The sequence below is a fragment of the Microbacterium candidum genome (assembly GCF_030315975.1).
Lineage (GTDB): Bacteria > Actinomycetota > Actinomycetes > Actinomycetales > Microbacteriaceae > Microbacterium > Microbacterium candidum.
In genome coordinates this window covers 198,984-215,019 of sequence record NZ_JASXSZ010000003.1, presented here as the reverse complement: position 1 = coordinate 215,019, position 16,036 = coordinate 198,984, and the positions used below count along the sequence as shown (strand labels likewise).

Here is a 16,036-nt window from a genome sequence, read left to right as displayed (position 1 = left end):
TGGAGCCATGACCGCCGAGATCCACGGGCGATCCGCATCCGAGATCGCCGAGAGCCTGCGCGCGCTCGTCGAGCGCGGCCGGCTGCGTCCCGGCGACGCGCTTCCGCCCGTGCGGGCGCTGGCGGACCAGCTCGGCGTCAACCGCAACACCGTCAACGCCGCCTATCGTCAGCTGACGGCCGCCGGTCTCGTCGTGACGCTCGGCCGGGGCGGCACCCGCGTGGCCGGCCCCGCTCCGGTCGCCCAGGAGGGCTTCGCCGACACCGTGCTGCGCGACGTCGGAACGGGCAACCCGGATCCGGCCTACATCCCCGATCCGTCGCGGGCTCTCGCGACGATCGCGGGACGCCCCGTCCTCTACGGTGAGCCGGTCATCGACCCGGACCTCGAATCGTGGGCGCGCGAGTGGATGCGGGAAGGCCTCGCGCCCGCCGCATCCATGCGGCTGACGATCACGAGCGGTGCGGCGGATGCCGTCGAGCGCCTTCTCGCCCAGGCGCTGACGCGCGACGACGCCGTCGCCCTCGAGGACCCGTGCTTCCTCGCCAGCATCCACACGGTGCGGATGGGCGGCTACCGGGCCGTGCCGGTCCCGGTCGACGACGAGGGCATGACCGTCGAAGGGCTGCGTGCGGCGCTGGCTCAGGGCGTCCGGGCGATCGTCTGCACGCCGCGTGCGCAGAATCCGACCGGGGCGAGTCTCACGGCCGCGCGTGCCGCCGATCTCCGCTCGGTACTGCGCGATCACCCCTACGTGCTCGTCATCGAGGACGACCATTACTCGATGCTCTCGCGCGACCCCTACCACTCGCTCATCGGCGCCGACCACGAGCGCTGGGCCCTCGTCCGGTCGGTGTCGAAGTTCCTCGGTCCCGACATGTGCCTCGCCGTCACGGCATCCGATCCCGAGACCGCACAGCGCCTCGCGATGCGCCTCACCCCGGGGACCACGTGGGTGAGCCATCTGCTGCAGCGGCTCACCCACGCGCTCGTGACCGATGACGACGCGCGGGCGCGGGTGGATGCGGCCGCCATCCACTACGCGTCCCGCAACGACGCGTTCGCCCGCCTGCTCACGGACGAGGGCATCCCCACCCGGGCCGCGGACGGCCTCAATGTGTGGGTCGAACTCCCGGTGCCGTCGCGGGCGATCACGGAGCAGCTCATGCGCCGGGGATGGCTCGCGCGCCCGGGCGACGAGTTCGACCTCGAGAGCCATGAGGGGTCGCGCCGGCTGCGCCTCACCGTGCACGAGCTGTCCGACGAGGACGCCCGGCTCCTCGCTCGGGATATCGCAGTGGCGGTCGCGACGGTTGCTGCGGCGCGGAAGGCGACCCCGGCGAAGATGGGATGATCTCCAGGTGAAGATCCTCTCCATCCAGTCGGCCGTGGCGTACGGCCACGTCGGCAACTCGGCGGCCGTTTTCCCCCTCCAGCGCATCGGCGTGGAGGTGCTGCCGGTCTACACGGTGAACTTCTCCAACCACACCGGATACGGCGCGTGGCGCGGTCCGATGATCAGCCCGGACGACGTGCGTGACGTCGTCACCGGCATCGAGGAGCGCGGCGTGCTGTCGCAGATCGACGTCGTCCTGTCGGGCTACCAGGGCGGCGAGGGCATCGCCGACGTCATCCTGGACGCCGTCGCGCGCGTGAAGGCCGCGAACCCGACCGCCGTGTACGCGTGCGACCCGGTCATGGGCAACGCGAAATCGGGATGCTTCGTGGCCCCCGCCATCCCGGACCTCCTCCGCGATCGCGTGGTCCCGGCTGCCGACATCGTCACGCCGAACCAGTTCGAGCTCGGCTATCTGACGAACACGACGCCCGACACGCTCGAATCGACGCTCGAGAGCGTCGACCTCGTCCGCGCGAGCGGCCCGCGCACGGTGCTCGTCACGAGCGTCGAGCGCCCCGACCGTCCCGAAGGGACGATCGAGATGCTCGCCGTCGACGACGCGGGTGCGTGGATCGTGCGCACTCCCTTGCTGCCGCTGAAGGCGAACGGCTCGGGCGACGTGACCGCGGCGCTGTTCACCGCCCACTACCGGGAGACCGGGGATGCGGCGACCGCCCTCGCCCGGACGACGTCGAGCGTCTTCGACCTGCTGCGGGTCACGCACGAATCCGGCGAACGGGAACTGCAGCTCGTGGAGTCGCAGGACTTCTACGCGGACCCGCGTCTGCAGTTCGAGGTCACGCAGGTCCGCTGACCCGCCATACCACTATGCGAAAACAGGTGTTTTCGCGAATACAGGCGAATGTGGATGATTCCGTCCTGTTCTCGCGAAAACACCTGTTCTCGTTCGGGGCAGGGAGATCAGACCGTGCCTACGCCCACGCGTCGGCGACGGCCTGGCGCACTTCGCCGAGCAGCTGCGGCAGCGCCTTCGTCCGGGCGATGATCGGGAAGAAGTTCGCGTCCGAGTTCCACCGGGGCACGACGTGCTGATGGAGATGCGCCTCGACGCCCGCTCCCGCGACGGCGCCCTGATTGATCCCGAGGTTGAACCCGTCGCAGCGAGACACCTTCCGGAGGACCCGCATCGCCTGCTGCGTCAGCTCCGCGATCTCCGTGGTCTCCTCGGGCGTCGCGTCGTCGTAGAGCGAGACATGACGATACGGGCACACGAGCAGATGGCCGGAGTTGTACGGGAAGAGGTTCAACAGCGCGTATGCGTGCTCGCCGCGCACGACGATGAGCCCGTCCTCGTCGGATTTCTTCGGGGCCTCGCAGAACGGGCACTCGTGCTTGAGGGGCTCGGGACCCGCCTGGATGTACGCCATCCGGTGCGGCGTCCACAGCCGCTGGAAGCCGTCCGGGACGCCCGCGAGGGTGGACGCGTCCACCAGCCGCTCGACGGGCTCGGGGGGCGCCCCGGATTCGGTCACGCGAGGTCCTCCGCGGTGTCGACGAGCGCGTGCGATGAGATGGCGTCGAGGATGCGCTGGACCGCCGCATCCACCGGCACACCGTTCTCCTGCGAGCCGTCGCGGAAGCGGAAGGAGACGGTGCCCGCGGTGCGGTCCTGCTCCCCCGCGATCAGCTGCAGCGGCACCTTCTGGGTGGTGTGGGTGCGGATCTTCTTCTGCATGCGGTCGGCGCTGTGGTCGAGCTCGGCGCGGACGCCCTCGCCCTTCAACCGTTCGATGACTCCGCCGAGATAGTCCGCGTACTCCTCCGCGACCGGGATGCCGACGACCTGCACCGGCGACAGCCACACCGGGAACGCGCCGGCGTAGTGCTCGAGCAGGATCGCGAAGAACCGCTCGATCGAGCCGAACAGCGCGCGGTGGATCATGATCGGGCGCTTCTTCTGGCCGTCCGAGTCGGTGAACTCGAGGTCGAAGCGCTCCGGCAGGTTCGGGTCGACCTGAACGGTCGACAGCTGCCAGACGCGGCCGATCGCGTCGGTGGTCTTGAGGTCGATCTTCGGGCCGTAGAACGCCGCCTCGCCGGGGACCTCGGTGAGCTTGAGCCCGGAAGCGACGGCGACCTTGCGGAGCGCGTCGGTCGAGTACTCCCAGAACTCGTCGGATCCGATCCACTTGTCCTTCTCGTCGTCGCGCATCGACAGCTCGAGCTCGAACTCGGTCAGCCCGAAGTCACGGAGCATCGAGATGACGAACTCCAGGACCTTGGTGACCTCCGCCTCCAGCTGGTCGGGGGTGACGAAGAGGTGCGAGTCGTCCTGGGTGAAGCCGCGCACGCGGGTGAGGCCGTGCAGCGCGCCGGACAGCTCGTTGCGGTACACGGTGCCGTTCTCCGCAAGCCGCAGCGGCAGATCACGATAGCTGCGCGCGCGCTCCTTGTAGATGAGGATGTGCATCGGGCAGTTCATGGGCTTCAGGTAGTAGTCCTGGCCCTGCTTGGTGATGTTGCCCTCTGCGTCGCGCTCCTCGTCCATCACGATCGGCGGGAACATCCCGTCCTTGTAGGTGACGAGGTGGTTCGAGGTGAGGAACAGGTCCTCTTTCGAGATGTGCGGGGTGTACACGTAGGAGTAGCCCGCCTTGACGTGCCGGCGACGCGCGTGCTGCTCCATCTCGCCACGGACGATCCCGCCGCGCGGGTGCCACACCGACAGACCCGAACCGATCTCGTCCGGGAACGAGAAGAGGTCGAGCTCCTTGCCGAGGCGGCGGTGGTCGCGCTTCGCGGCCTCCTCGAGACGCTGCTGATAGGCGCGCAGCTCGTCCTTGGTAGGCCACGCGGTGCCGTAGATGCGCTGCAGCTGCGGGTTCTTCTCGCTGCCGCGCCAGTAGGCGCCGGCGATGCGCTGGAGCGCCCAGCCGTTGCCGATCATGCGGGTCGACGGCACGTGCGGACCGCGGCAGAGATCCTTCCAGACGGTCTCGCCGCTGCGCGGGTCGACGTTGTCGTAGATGGTGAGCTCCCCGGCGCCGACCTCGACGTTGGCACCCTCCGCGGCTTCCTTCCCGCCCTTGAGCCCAATGAGCTCGAGCTTGAACGGCTCGTGGGCGAGCTCGACGCGCGCCTCGTCGTCGGTGACGACGCGGCGGACGAACCGCTGGCCGTCGCGGACGATGCGCTGCATCTCCTTCTCGATGGCCTTCAGGTCTTCGGGGGTGAACGGCTGCTCGGTGCCGAAGTCGTAGTAGAAGCCGTCGGTGATCGGCGGGCCGATGCCGAGGTCGGTCTGCGGCTTGATGCGCTGAACGGCCTGCGCGAGCACATGCGCGGTCGAATGGCGCAGGATGCTGAGCCCCTCCGGGCTCTCGATCGACACGGGCTCGACGGCGTCCGCCTGACCGACGGTCGCGGCGAGATCCTTCAGCTCGCCGTTCACGCGCATGGCGACGACGGAGCGATCAGGGAAGAGGGCGAAGCCGTCGGTCGGATAGGACGGCTGGGCGTTTTCGGTCACGGGAAACTCTCCAGGGAAATGGCTCGGATCAAGGCTACCGGGCGGCGCAGATGCGCTCGGGCCCGGCGTGGTTCAGCTTCGGATGCCGCAGCATCCCGCCCGCTCAGGCCTGCCGCGTTCGCGTGCCGGCGCCCGCGACGACGGTCGCGTCGACGAACCGGCGAGTCTCCATGCCCGCGAGTCTACCGGGCGGGACTCACGCGTCGGCGAACGCGATGTCGACCTGGATCTCGGTGGCGAGCCGCTCGAGGTCACCGACGACCGTCAGTTCGTCGACGCCGTCGGGCACGCGTGCGGCGACGGATGCCTCGAACAGCGTGCCGCCCGCCATCGGGGCCTCGCTCGTGCGGCTGGAGAAGAGGTCGATCGTGAGGCCGTGGCGGGTGAGCGCCGTCGTCACATCCTTCACGATGCCGGGCCGGTCGTTCCCGAGCACCGTGAACGTGATCGCGCGCGCATCGGCGCGACGCACGGCGGTTCCCGGATGCAGAGTAACCCGCAGCATCCCGTCGAGCGCTTCGAGCGCCTGCGTGAGCTCCGGCACGCGTGCATCGGCGACCGACACCAAGACGATGCCGGCGAACGCCCCCGCCAACTCAGCGAGCTCGCTCGTCTCCCAGTTGCCGCCGTGTGCGGACACCGCGTCGGCCAGCGACTGGACGATTCCGGCGCGGTCGTCACCGACCACGGTGAGCACGAGGTGGGCCATGCGGCCAGCATAGAGGCGCCCTCGCCCCGCCGTCAGAGGTGTTTCAGCGCCTCTCGGCGGCTCACCGGGCTCAGCTCGTGGGACGCGACGTACGCACGGACCCAGTCCGGATCGACGCGGGCGAGTTCGCGCAGCGCCCACCCGATGGCCTTGCGGATGAAGAAGTCGGCGTCGTCGAGGTTCGGCGCCATGACGTCCTCGAGCAGGACGCGGTCCACGGCATCCTTCCGCCCTAGTTGGGCGATGATCGCGACGCGGCGGATCCAGAGGTCGGCGTCGGTGCTCCACGTGCGCAGCAGAGCACCTGTGCGCGCCGGATCAGACTCGAGGAGCGGCGGAAACCGGTGGGCGAGCTCGTCGGTGAAGTCCCACCATCGCCCGGTACGCACCATGTGCTCCAGCGTGGGCACGATCCCGGGGTCGCCTTCAACGCCGCGCAGCGCGAGGAGCGCCATCGCCGCATACCGCTCCTCGCGGTGGGTAGCGTCGTCCCACAGCACGCGTGCGACCGGCAGGGCCGACGCGGCATCACGGATGCCATGCGCCGTCGCGCGCGAGCGTGCGATGCGTCGGGCGTCCGGCACGGTCACGCCGAGGAAGGGCATGTGCGACTTCATGTACGCCTGCTGCCCGGCGGCGCGCTCCGGAACGGCGGCGGCCCGCAGCGCGGTGCGGATGTCGGCGGCGACGTCGAGGCCTCCCATGCCTGGACACGGTACCGGGCGGTTCCGACGTCAGTCGACCGCAGCGGGAGCGGTCAGGATGCGGCGGCCCTTGATCGTGCGGCCGATCCAGCGCGACAGTGTCGTCGCGGGCTGCTCCACAGCCCGCTGGAACACGGCGGCCGCTGTCAGGGCGACGACGATGCCGATCGGAAGGGCGATCCAGAGCCGATCCTCCCCGAACACCCTCGCGAGGGCGACGACGATCGGCTCGTGCACGAGATAGAGGCTGAACGAGACCGCGCCGGACCACAGGAGCACCCGGGCCGTGAGCAGTCGTGCCGCCGGACGGCAGTGCAGCGCCATCACGACCACGACCGCGGCCGCCGAGACGGAGAGAAGCTGATGCATCCACGCCGGCACGACGGGGATGCCGGACAAGGTCCACCGCGCGGGCAGCATGACGACGACCCACAGCGCGCATCCCGCCCACAGGAACGTCGCGGACACGCGGCTGCGGCTCAGGCGTGCGACGAGACGTTCGATCGGCCGGTTCGCGGCGGCGAGGATGGCGCCCACCAGGAACACCGTGAGGTACTCCACTCCCCCGAGGCCGACGATCGCCAGCACCGCCAGGGGAATCGTGAGCCCGATCCACACCGGGCGGCGTACCGCGTGTCGCGGCCGCACGGCGAGGACGAACAACGGCAGCAGCAGCGAGAACCACACCTCCCACTGCAACGACCACAACGGCGACGCGGTGAACCCCGCGCCGCCGAGCAGCGTGCTGTCCGCGACCACGCCACGTACGGTCACGTCTTCGGCCCGGCGCTGCATCCACGCGCTTGCAGCCCCACCGTGGTCGGCTTCGCCGAACAGTGCGATGAGGGTGACCGCGAGGGCGACGGCGGCGAACACCGGGAGGTACAGGCGAGCCAACCGCTGCGGGTAGTAGGCGAGCCAGTCGAAGGATGCGGGTTCCCGCACCTGCCGCACGAGCACGAAGCCGCTCAGCACGAAGAAGACCCACACGGCCCCGGCGCCCTCCCAGAGGAGGTGCAGAGGGGACCACGTCAGAGCGAGCTCCCAGGGCGTCGCCTCTGCGCGGGAGGAGAGCGGGTCGGCGGACGCGGCGGAGAACACCGGGACCGTCAGCAGCGTGTGATGCAGCAGCACGACGAGGCATGCGAGCCCCCGAAGGCCGTCGAGCGCGGCGAGACGCGGTGCCGGGCGCCTCTCAGACGGATCGGCGCAGGTGATCTCGGTGCGGTCGGTCGTCGTGCTCGCGGTGCTCAAAACGGGTTCGCCTCCAGCCGTGACGGCCGGCCGACCCGAGATCGCCTGGGAGCGAACCGCCCATGGGCGACCGGATGGTGCGTGGCGGTTCGCGGCACGTTACCTGTCGCGCTGGAGCAGAGCCTGGGCATCGCGTGTGAGCACCCGTGACGACGGAAGCCCCCGCTGGGCGGGGGCTTCCGGAACAGCCGCACGACCGGAGCTCACGGCGCGGGGACACCGCGAGCTCCGGCCATCGGGGTCACTGCACAGCTGCGAGAGCGTCGACGATGCCGGTGCCGTAGTAGCTGTTCTCGGTGTCGGTGCCGACGCAGACGGGGCCGTAGTTCAGCTGCGCGGGCTCGCACGCGTGGCTCATCGCCTGTTCGCGCAGCTTGTCGATCATCTGCGCCGGTGACCAGGTCGGGTGGACCGACTTCATGAGCGCCAGGACTCCCGCGACATGCGGAGACGCCATCGACGTGCCACTCTTGCTGCCGTAGCCGTTGTCCTTCACGACCGTCGACAGGATCCCCGATCCGGGAGCGGCGACGTCGATCTTGCCGAGGCCGCGGTTCGAGAAGTACGACAGGGCGCCGGCCTTGATGACGGACGAGACGGTGACGACACCCGGCAGTTCCGCGGGGATGTCCTCGCAGCCTTCGTTCAGCGTCCGCGCGACGGCGGTGCCGTCATCCGGACTGCCCGTATCGACCGTCTTGTTCGCGAGATCGACCGCCGAGTTGCCGGCCGCGGCAGCGTGCACGACCCCCTGGCTCGTCGACCACTCGACCGCACGCCGGACGGCCTCCTTGGCCGCCGCCTGGTCGACCTGGTCGCCGCACCAGTACTCGAAGGGGTCGACGTAGTAGCTGTTGTTCGTCACATCCATGTGCTTCAGTCCCGCCCACACGAAGCCGCAGACGGCGTACTCGGGGTAGATGAATCCGTCGTCGTTGACGACCTTGACGGATGCCACGCGCACGCCGGGTGCAACCCCGACGATGCCGATGCCGTTGCGTGCCGCGGCGATCGTCCCGGCCACGTGGGTGCCGTGATCGCTCGTCGTGGGGTACCACCCATCGACGGACGCATCCGGCCGTCCCGCGTCGCTGCAGTTGATCGAGGCGGCGACGTCGATGTTCGCCACGAGATCAGGGTGATCGGGATCGATGCCGGAGTCGAGGACGCCGACCAGGACATTGCGGGAGCCATCGGTGATGGCGTGCGCCTTGTCGGCGTTGATCATCTTCATGTCCCACTGCTCCGACTCGCGAGCGTCGGCCGAGTCGGCAGGAGTCGTCGGCGCTTCGATGTCGCCGTTGAACTTCTTCTTCGCGTCAGCCTTCCAGCCGGACGAGCCAGGACCCCACGGCGCCTGGGCCCCGGCGGGAGTGCCCTCGATCACCGGAACCGAGCGCGTCGCGCCCACGGACACCAGCGCGTTGCCGGCCGCGACCACGACGTCCGCACGGAACGCGGATCGCACCGAGTGCGCGACGACGACGCCGATCTCGGGCCAGGACTGGACGACGACGCCGCCTGCAGCAACCACAGCGCGCTCGACGAGACGCATCTGGCCGGGGTTCGCAGTCTTCGCGTTGAGCACATAGCTCATGATCTTGCCGTCCGGCGCGGTGATCGGAACGGGAGTGGACGGTTCGGACGTACTCGCTTGGGCGGCGGGGGCGACGGTGCCGACGATGAGTGCGGCAGCTGCCAGGGCCGTCAGGACGAGGGGTCGACGGGGCATGACTCTCCTTCGTGGGGAAATGCGCTCGTCGATGAGCGCATACAGCCCACACTAGGCGTACGCATAAGCTTCTTCCAGCTTCGGTGCACGGTGGGCCTCGCGGGCCGATGAGCGCCGCCAGCGTCGGGCGCGACTCGCCTGGAGAACGAGCGCCCGCGTGGAGAAACAGCAAAGGCCCCGATGAACGGGGCCTCTTCTGAGATCGATGTCGTGCGCGATACTGGGATCGAACCAGTGACCTCTTCCGTGTCAGGGAAGCGCGCTACCGCTGCGCCAATCGCGCCTGTACAGGCTGTTGATTTGTCCGGTTACAACCGGGAGTGGAGGTGGCGACGGGATTCGAACCCGTGTAAACGGCTTTGCAGGCCGGTGCCTAGCCGCTCGGCCACGCCACCGCGTGTGGAGCAAACCCCACGGCGTGATCTCCGAAGAGATCCTCGCACTCGAGCGGATGACGAGACTCGAACTCGCGACCCTCACCTTGGCAAGGTGATGCGCTACCAACTGCGCTACATCCGCATTTCGTTCCCGGCGTTTCCCCCGGGCACTTGAATTACTTTAGACGAAGTTCGCCTCGACGCAAAACCGGAGACACCCCGCGCGTGTCACGCTCGCCGGTTCGCGACATCCCCCGGCATCCGGTAACATCGAGTCTCGGCCCCGCAAGGCTGAGGGCGATTGGCGCAGTTGGTAGCGCGCTTCCTTCACACGGAAGAGGTCGTCGGTTCGAGTCCGGCATCGCCCACCGAGAAACCCCCGAGAGATCGGGGGTTTTCGCGTTTCAGCCGATGGAGTCTGAGGGTGCGAGGAGCAGCGGATACGGGCGCGTTGTCACGGGGTGTGGCGAGGGCTACCATTGTCGCCGAGTCCCACTGATTCTGGGGAAAGGGCACTCTCGTCCGACGGCCGTCTCAGCGTCGTCGAAGCGGCCGAAGCAAGTCCGCTGGGGATCGGGCACTGGCCGCATCCGTCTGGCGCGTCGACCTACGCGACCAGGGAACCCGTTGCGGGCTGCGCCGAACGCGTCGGCTCGCGTCCTCCGTAAGGAGCAGTCATGTCCTCCCGTCCTCTTCTCCGGCGGCCCTACGCCGTCATTCTCGCCCTGATGGCCCTGCTGGTCGGTCTCTTCAGCGCGGTGCCCGCGCAGGCGAGCGTCACCAACAACAAGAACGCCACCACCTGGACCGTCCTCGTCGGCCAGCAGTCTTCGGAGAAGGCCATTCAAGGGATGCGCTTCGGGGCGAGCGATATCTGGATCGACCAAGGCGACGCGATCAAGTTCGTTGCCAACAGCGCCGAGATCCACACCGTCAGCTACGGAACACCGCCTCTTCCACCGACCGACGTCAACAACCTGCTCGCCGATGCCGTGCCCGCGGTCGGCGGTCCTGTGTTCGATCCGACCGCATCCTGGACGAACTCCGGCATCCTGAACACCACGGGTTCGCCGGACTTCCCGACGAAGACGTCCTACGTGCTGAAATTCGCCGCACGCGGCGACTTCATGTTCTACTGCCTGATCCACGGCATGATGATGTCGATCATGATCCACGTTCAGCCACCGAACGCGACATACCCGCACACGCAGACGTGGTACGACGAGCAGGCGGCGAAGCAGAACGCGGCGATCATCGCGGACGGATATGCGTTGTGGAAGAGCACGGCGGCGAAAGCCAGCGACACTCATGTGTACGTGGGCGCGATGGATGACGAGGCGATGGTCATGCGGTTCATCCCCTCGACGAGCACCGTCGCGAAGGGCACAACCGTGATGTGGGACATGTCGGCCAATCCCGGCGTCGTGCCGCACACGGTGACGTTTACGAACCTCGTCCAGAACGGGAGCCTCGTCGATTCCGGCGTCCTGCTCCCGGCGTTCGTCGGCGGGCCATCGACCTTCTCGGTTCCGTTCGACCAGGCCGGAACATGGAACTACTTCTGCGCGTTCCATGACGATCTGGGAATGCTCGGAAGCGTGACGGTGCAGTGAAGCGCTGACCTCACTTCTCCCGGGCGGCGCATCCTCCTCGGAGGGTGCGCCGCCCGGGCGCGAGGATGTCGCCTAGGGTCGGACCGTGAGTCAGTCCCCCGCCCTCCCCGCCCTGCGCCTATCGGGGCTCGTCAAGCGCTTCGGCGACAAGGTCGCCGTCGCCGGTCTCGACCTGGAGGTGCCGACAGGCTCGTTCTTCGGACTCGTCGGTCCGAACGGCGCAGGCAAGACCACGACGCTCTCGATGGCGACGGGACTGCTGCGCCCGGACGCCGGCACCGCCTTCGTCCACGGCATCGACGTGTGGCAGCACCCCGTCGACGCGAAGCGGATCATCGGGAACCTCGCGGACGGAGTGCGGCTGTTCGACCGCCTCACCGGTGAGCAGCTCATCACCTACACGGCGATGATGTTCGGCATCCCGCGCCCGGACATCGCGCCGCGCGTCGCGGACCTGCTCGAGCTCATGGATCTGCGCGAAGCCGCGGGCACGATGGTCGCGGATTATTCGGCCGGCATGACGAAGAAGATCGCCCTCGCGTGCGCGCTGGTGCACGCGCCGCGCCTGCTGGTGCTCGACGAGCCCTTCGAGTCGGTCGATCCGGTGTCGGCCGCCAACATCGAGGATGTCCTCCGCAGCTACACGTCGACGGGCGGCAGCGTCATCGTCTCTAGCCACTCGATGGATCTCGTTCAGCGCATGTGCGACCACGTCGCGATCATCGTCGCCGGCGGTGTGCGGGCCGCCGGGACCGTGGAAGAAGTCCGGGCGGGCGAGAGCCTCCAATCCAGGTTCCTGACGCTCGTCGGCGGCCGCCACACATCGGAGGGGCCGGAGTGGTTGCGACAGTCCTGAAGCTGCGGTACCGCCTCCTCGCCAACACCCTTGCGCGCAGCCCGTGGCAACTCGTCGGCTTCATCTTCGGGATGCTGGGCGCCCTGTGGCTGCTCGGCGCCGTCGTGGCGGGACTCGTCGCCGTCAGCATCCTGCAGGGTCTCGACGTCATCCGGGCGATCGCGGTGGTCGGAGGGTCCGCCCTGCTTCTCGGCTGGGCCTTCGGCCCGGTGATCGTGTCGGGGTCCGACGGGACGGTGGATGGCGAGCGCCTGGCGCCGTTCCCGTTCTCGAGGCGCCAGCTCATGGTCGCCCTGACAGGCACGGGACTGACCGGCATCCCCGGGATCGCGACGACCCTCGCCGCTCTTTCCTCGATCGTCCTGTGGGTCCGCTGGCCTGCGGCCGCCGCCTCGGCCCTGCCCATGATCGCGATCTCGGTGCTGACGTGCGTACTCGTCAGCCGTCTCATCACCACCCTCACCACGGGCTTCTCCGGTCGACGCCGCGGGCGCGAGATCATCGGCACGATCGTCATCGGCCTCCTGATCATGACGGGGCCGATCCTGACGGGGGTCCTCGGCCTGCTCGACGCGGCGGGCGACCTGCCGGCACGACTCGGGCTCGCCGGCACGATCCTCGGGTGGACGCCGATCGGCGCCGCGTGGGCCGTGCCCGGCGACGTCGCAGCAGGAGCGTGGCTCCCCGCGCTGTGCAAGCTGGCCATCGCGATCGGGACGCTGGTCGCGCTGTGGTTCGTGTGGGCGTGGGCGCTGCAGGCCTTGACGAGCTCGCGGCCGCGGCGGGCGACCAAGACCGTGAAGTCGGGCGCGCTCGGACTCTTCGGCGTGATGCCGACCGGCGGCGTCGGCGCGACGTGGGCGCGCTCGCTCACCGCCTGGGTCCGTGATCCGCGATACCTGCGCCAGCTCATCTTCATCCCGCTGTTCCCCGCACTGTTCGCGTTCACCACCGGTGTCGACGGGGTGATGTTCGGCGCGTCCGCGGTGCTGGTCGCGCTCATCCTCGCGGTCGGCGGCTATGCCGACATCTCGTACGACGGCACGGCGTTCGCCTCCGTCCTGTCGTCCGGAGTCACCGGCCGTGCCGACCGCTGGGGGCGAGCGCTGGCCGCCGCATCCGTGGGAGTTCCCGCCATCATCGTGATCGCCGTCGCGGTCGCCGCGATCTCCGAGACCTGGGACCGCCTGCCCGCCGTGCTCGGCGGAGCCCTCGGGCTGGTCCTGGTCGGCTACGGGGTGTCGGCGGTCTCGTCGGCGCTCGTGGTCGTGCCGGTGCCCCGTGCGGGCGACAGCCCGTTCAAGACGGTGCCGGGGCAGACGTTCGCCAGTGGGATGCTCGTGTTCGTCGTGATGGGCGCATGCCTGGTGCTGGCGGCTCCGGCTCTGATCCTCGCGATCATCGCGATGGCCACCGCATCCGCTCCCCTGGGCGCCGTCGCCCTCCTCGCCGGCGTCATCGTCGGAGGCGCGGTCATCGTCGGCGGCGTGATCGTCGGAGGACGGGTCCTCGACCGGTCCGCCCCCGGCCTTCTCCAGCGCATCAAGGCGTTCCCCATCTGACGCGCGGCGCTGCCGCCGCAGCATCCACCGATCGGCTGATGCCTTCGAGCCACCCGGTCGATCCCGCAAGAACACGCCGAGACGACGCTGGGATGCATGAACACCAAGCGCCTCACCATCGCCCGCACCGTCGTCGCGTGCTACGTCGCGCTGAGCCTTCTCAGCCTCCTCGCGCTCGGAATCCTGTCCACCGTCGCGCCGCACGAAGCCGCGGTCGCGGCATGGATCCGCGGGTCCATCGTCGCGGCGACCGGCATACTGATGTTCGTGTTCGCGACGCAAGCCGTCCGCGGCAGCTCCCGTGGCCTTCTGCGGTGGCGTATCGTCACCGCCGTCATGATGGTCGCCATCGCCGTGGTCGTCTCGATCCCGGGGCTCCTGCCCCCGTGGTTCGTCGTCGAGCAGATCGTGTGCGGGCTGCTCCTGCTGACCGCGGGGACCCTCATCCTTCCCCGCAGGAAGGCGTCCGGGTGACACACGTGCGGTCCGCCGACCGGATCGGTCGGATCATCGTCGCGGCCGGCCCCTACGTGATCGTCGCCATCGTGACCGGGTTCACCTTCACGGGCGGATCCGGCACAGGGGCGATCTACGGCCTGCTCGGCGCGATGACGATCTGGATGCTGGGGCTGTTCACACTCCCCCGCGCCCTGCGCTCGCGCCCCGGCGCGATGGCCGTCTTCGTCGCCGGGTTCTTCGCCTTCGTCTGCGCGCTCACCGCTCTCGCGCCCTGGTACGGCGTGCTCGCGCTCGCGGGGTATATCTTTTCGTTCGCCGTGATCGCGTGGCCATGGCGCCTGATCTCCGTCTCCGCGTTCGCGGTGCTGGCGGCGATCGCACAGGCGAACGGGCTGCACATTCAGGATGCGTCCCATATCGCCGTCACCGTCGCGATCATGCTGCTGAACGTCGGCGCGATGTGCTTCCTGACGTGGGTCTATCACAGCATGCGCACGCTCGCCGAAGAGCGCCGCGCAGCCCTCGAGGAGAACGAACGGCTGCGTGAGCAGCTCGTCGCGCGTGCGCGGGCTGAAGCACGCGCGGACGAACGACAGCGGCTCGCCCGCGAGATCCACGACACCGTGGCTCAGGGGCTCGTCGGCGTCATCACGCAGCTCGACGCGATCGACACGAGCGCCGGAGGGACGGCGAGCCAGGACGACCTCCACCATCTCGATCAGGCGGCGGCCATCGCCAGGGAGAGTCTGCGCGAGGCACGACGTGCGGTCGCGGAGCTCTCGCCCGCCGCTCTGGACGGGACGGACCTCACGACAGCGATCCGGCGCACGACCGAGCAATGGGGTCTCCGCGCCGGGGTCTCCACGCGGCTCTCGCTGCCGGATGCCGCGGCCGGTGTCGGTCCCGACGTCGCGAGCACCCTTCTGCGCGTCCTCCAGGAGGCTCTCGCGAACATCGCGCGGCACGCGGACGCCACCCTCGCCTCCGTCACGCTCACGTGGTTCGCCGACGCTCTGGTCATGGACATCGCAGACGACGGAACCGGATACGACCCCGTCAACGTCCCCGCCCGGCCCAGTACGGCAGGCGGCTACGGCGTCATTGCGATGCGCGATCGGATGGCCCGGGTCGGCGGCACGATCGACATCGAGTCGGAGCCCGGAGGCGGGACGGTGGTCTCGGCCCGCGCTCCCCTGACGCCGTCCCCGAACAGCCCTCGGAAGGATCCCGCATGACCGACGCACTCCGCATCGTCGTCGTGGACGATCACCCCGTCGTCCGCGACGGCCTCGTCGGCATCCTCGCGCAGGCCGACGGCATCGAGGTCGTCGGCACGGGCGGCACCGGAGCGGATGCCGTCCATCTGGCCCGCACGGCGCATCCGGACGTCCTCGTGCTCGACCTCAGAATGCCGCGGATGACCGGGGTCGAAGCCATCCGCACGCTTCGCGAGGGCGGGGACGACGTCCCGATCCTCGTCCTCACCACCTTCGACGCCGACGATGACGCCGTCGCCGCGCTCCGCGCCGGCGCGACCGGCTACCTGTTGAAGGATGCCGGACGCGACGAGCTCGTCGCCGCCGTGCGCGCCACGGCACGGCGCGAGCCCGTTCTCGCGCCGTCCGTCGCCGCGATGCTCGTCCGCGGCGTGCGTCCGGATCCCGAAGCCGGAGTCCTCACCGAGCGCGAGCAGGAGGTCCTGCAGCTCGTGGCCGAAGGAAACACGAACGCCGCCGTCGGGCGGGCGCTGTTCATCAGCCAGTCGACCGTCAAGACGCATCTGCTGAATGTCTATGCGAAACTCGGGGTCCCCGATCGCGCCGCGGCGGTCGCCGCCGCCTATCGGCGCGGCATCCTCTAATCCTCGACGGGATGGGACGC

General features: G+C 69.2%; 14 protein-coding genes and 4 tRNA genes. 9 read left to right on the top strand and 9 right to left on the bottom strand.

Features of this window, described 5'->3' with window-relative positions:
* Window positions 1-7 precede the first annotated feature (7 nt).
* Both QSV35_RS10430 and pdxY read left to right on the top strand, forming a co-directional pair.
* The gene (locus QSV35_RS10430) at window positions 8-1,354 is read left to right on the top strand and encodes an aminotransferase class I/II-fold pyridoxal phosphate-dependent enzyme (RefSeq protein ID WP_286288677.1); all 1,347 of its coding nucleotides are present in this window, start codon (window positions 8-10) and stop codon (window positions 1,352-1,354) included.
* Between the two features lie 7 nt (window positions 1,355-1,361).
* Entirely contained in the window at window positions 1,362-2,213 is an 852-nt protein-coding gene (pdxY, locus tag QSV35_RS10425; protein ID WP_286288676.1) for a pyridoxal kinase PdxY, read from the top strand.
* Between the two features lie 118 nt (window positions 2,214-2,331).
* On the opposite strand, the gene QSV35_RS10420 is transcribed toward pdxY, so the two are convergent.
* The 9 genes from QSV35_RS10420 to QSV35_RS10380 form a co-directional block, all read right to left on the bottom strand.
* Window positions 2,332-2,892 (bottom strand): HIT family protein, encoded by a 561-nt coding sequence (locus QSV35_RS10420; protein WP_286288675.1) that lies wholly within the window; start codon window positions 2,890-2,892, stop codon window positions 2,332-2,334.
* A complete protein-coding gene (gene thrS / locus QSV35_RS10415) occupies window positions 2,889-4,817 on the bottom strand; it encodes a threonine--tRNA ligase (protein ID WP_286289093.1) in 1,929 nt (642 codons plus the stop codon). The genes QSV35_RS10420 and thrS overlap by 4 nt, the downstream gene beginning before the upstream one ends.
* A 268-nt stretch (window positions 4,818-5,085) precedes the next feature.
* Window positions 5,086-5,598: a glycine cleavage system transcriptional repressor gene (locus QSV35_RS10410; protein ID WP_286288674.1), complete on the bottom strand. Its 513-nt coding sequence runs from the start codon at window positions 5,596-5,598 to the stop codon at window positions 5,086-5,088.
* Between the two features lie 32 nt (window positions 5,599-5,630).
* The gene (locus tag QSV35_RS10405) at window positions 5,631-6,302 is read right to left on the bottom strand and encodes a DNA alkylation repair protein (RefSeq protein WP_286288673.1); all 672 of its coding nucleotides are present in this window, start codon (window positions 6,300-6,302) and stop codon (window positions 5,631-5,633) included.
* Between the two features lie 30 nt (window positions 6,303-6,332).
* A complete protein-coding gene (locus QSV35_RS10400; protein ID WP_286288672.1) occupies window positions 6,333-7,556 on the bottom strand; it encodes an acyltransferase family protein in 1,224 nt (407 codons plus the stop codon).
* A gap of 241 nt (window positions 7,557-7,797) precedes the next feature.
* Window positions 7,798-9,288: a S8 family peptidase gene (locus QSV35_RS10395; RefSeq protein ID WP_286288671.1), complete on the bottom strand. Its 1,491-nt coding sequence runs from the start codon at window positions 9,286-9,288 to the stop codon at window positions 7,798-7,800.
* Between the two features lie 211 nt (window positions 9,289-9,499).
* Window positions 9,500-9,571 (bottom strand) — tRNA-Val (locus QSV35_RS10390).
* Window positions 9,572-9,609: 38 nt separating this feature from the next.
* Window positions 9,610-9,683 (bottom strand) — tRNA-Cys (locus tag QSV35_RS10385).
* A 51-nt stretch (window positions 9,684-9,734) separates the two neighbouring features.
* A tRNA-Gly gene (locus tag QSV35_RS10380) sits at window positions 9,735-9,807 on the bottom strand.
* Window positions 9,808-9,960: 153 nt separating this feature from the next.
* On the opposite strand from QSV35_RS10380, the gene QSV35_RS10375 reads away from it, so the two are divergent.
* The 7 genes from QSV35_RS10375 (at window position 9,961) to QSV35_RS10345 (ending at window position 16,016) form a co-directional block, all read left to right on the top strand.
* Window positions 9,961-10,033: transfer RNA gene (locus QSV35_RS10375), tRNA-Val, on the top strand.
* A gap of 309 nt (window positions 10,034-10,342) precedes the next feature.
* Window positions 10,343-11,278, top strand: coding sequence for a plastocyanin/azurin family copper-binding protein (locus QSV35_RS10370; RefSeq protein ID WP_286288670.1), 936 nt, complete (start codon window positions 10,343-10,345; stop codon window positions 11,276-11,278).
* An 85-nt stretch (window positions 11,279-11,363) separates the two neighbouring features.
* A complete protein-coding gene (locus QSV35_RS10365; protein ID WP_286288669.1) occupies window positions 11,364-12,134 on the top strand; it encodes an ABC transporter ATP-binding protein in 771 nt (256 codons plus the stop codon).
* Complete coding sequence (locus QSV35_RS10360) at window positions 12,116-13,696, top strand: hypothetical protein (protein WP_286288668.1); 1,581 nt, start codon at window positions 12,116-12,118, stop codon at window positions 13,694-13,696. Before QSV35_RS10365 ends, QSV35_RS10360 begins: the two co-directional genes overlap by 19 nt.
* A gap of 96 nt (window positions 13,697-13,792) precedes the next feature.
* Window positions 13,793-14,170, top strand: a complete 378-nt coding sequence (locus QSV35_RS10355) for a hypothetical protein (RefSeq protein WP_286288667.1) — start codon at window positions 13,793-13,795, stop codon at window positions 14,168-14,170.
* A complete protein-coding gene (locus tag QSV35_RS10350; protein ID WP_286288666.1) occupies window positions 14,167-15,390 on the top strand; it encodes a sensor histidine kinase in 1,224 nt (407 codons plus the stop codon). Before QSV35_RS10355 ends, QSV35_RS10350 begins: the two co-directional genes overlap by 4 nt.
* The gene (locus QSV35_RS10345; RefSeq protein ID WP_286288665.1) at window positions 15,387-16,016 is read left to right on the top strand and encodes a response regulator; all 630 of its coding nucleotides are present in this window, start codon (window positions 15,387-15,389) and stop codon (window positions 16,014-16,016) included. The genes QSV35_RS10350 and QSV35_RS10345 overlap by 4 nt, the downstream gene beginning before the upstream one ends.
* Window positions 16,017-16,036 lie beyond the last annotated feature (20 nt).

Bases quoted from the DNA above. Each gene is read 5' to 3' on its own strand.
- QSV35_RS10430 (WP_286288677.1), top strand. From the start codon at position 8: ATGACCGCCGAGATCCACGGGCGATCCGCATCCGAGATCGCCGAGAGC.
- thrS (WP_286289093.1), bottom strand. From the start codon at position 4,817: ATGCGCGTGAACGGCGAGCTGAAGGATCTCGCCGCGACCGTCGGTCAG.
- QSV35_RS10410 (WP_286288674.1), bottom strand. From the start codon at position 5,598: ATGGCCCACCTCGTGCTCACCGTGGTCGGTGACGACCGCGCCGGAATC.
- QSV35_RS10405 (WP_286288673.1), bottom strand. From the start codon at position 6,302: ATGGGAGGCCTCGACGTCGCCGCCGACATCCGCACCGCGCTGCGGGCC.
- QSV35_RS10395 (WP_286288671.1), bottom strand. From the start codon at position 9,288: ATGCCCCGTCGACCCCTCGTCCTGACGGCCCTGGCAGCTGCCGCACTC.
- QSV35_RS10370 (WP_286288670.1), top strand. From the start codon at position 10,343: ATGTCCTCCCGTCCTCTTCTCCGGCGGCCCTACGCCGTCATTCTCGCC.
- QSV35_RS10355 (WP_286288667.1), top strand. From the start codon at position 13,793: ATGAACACCAAGCGCCTCACCATCGCCCGCACCGTCGTCGCGTGCTAC.
- QSV35_RS10345 (WP_286288665.1), top strand. From the start codon at position 15,387: ATGACCGACGCACTCCGCATCGTCGTCGTGGACGATCACCCCGTCGTC.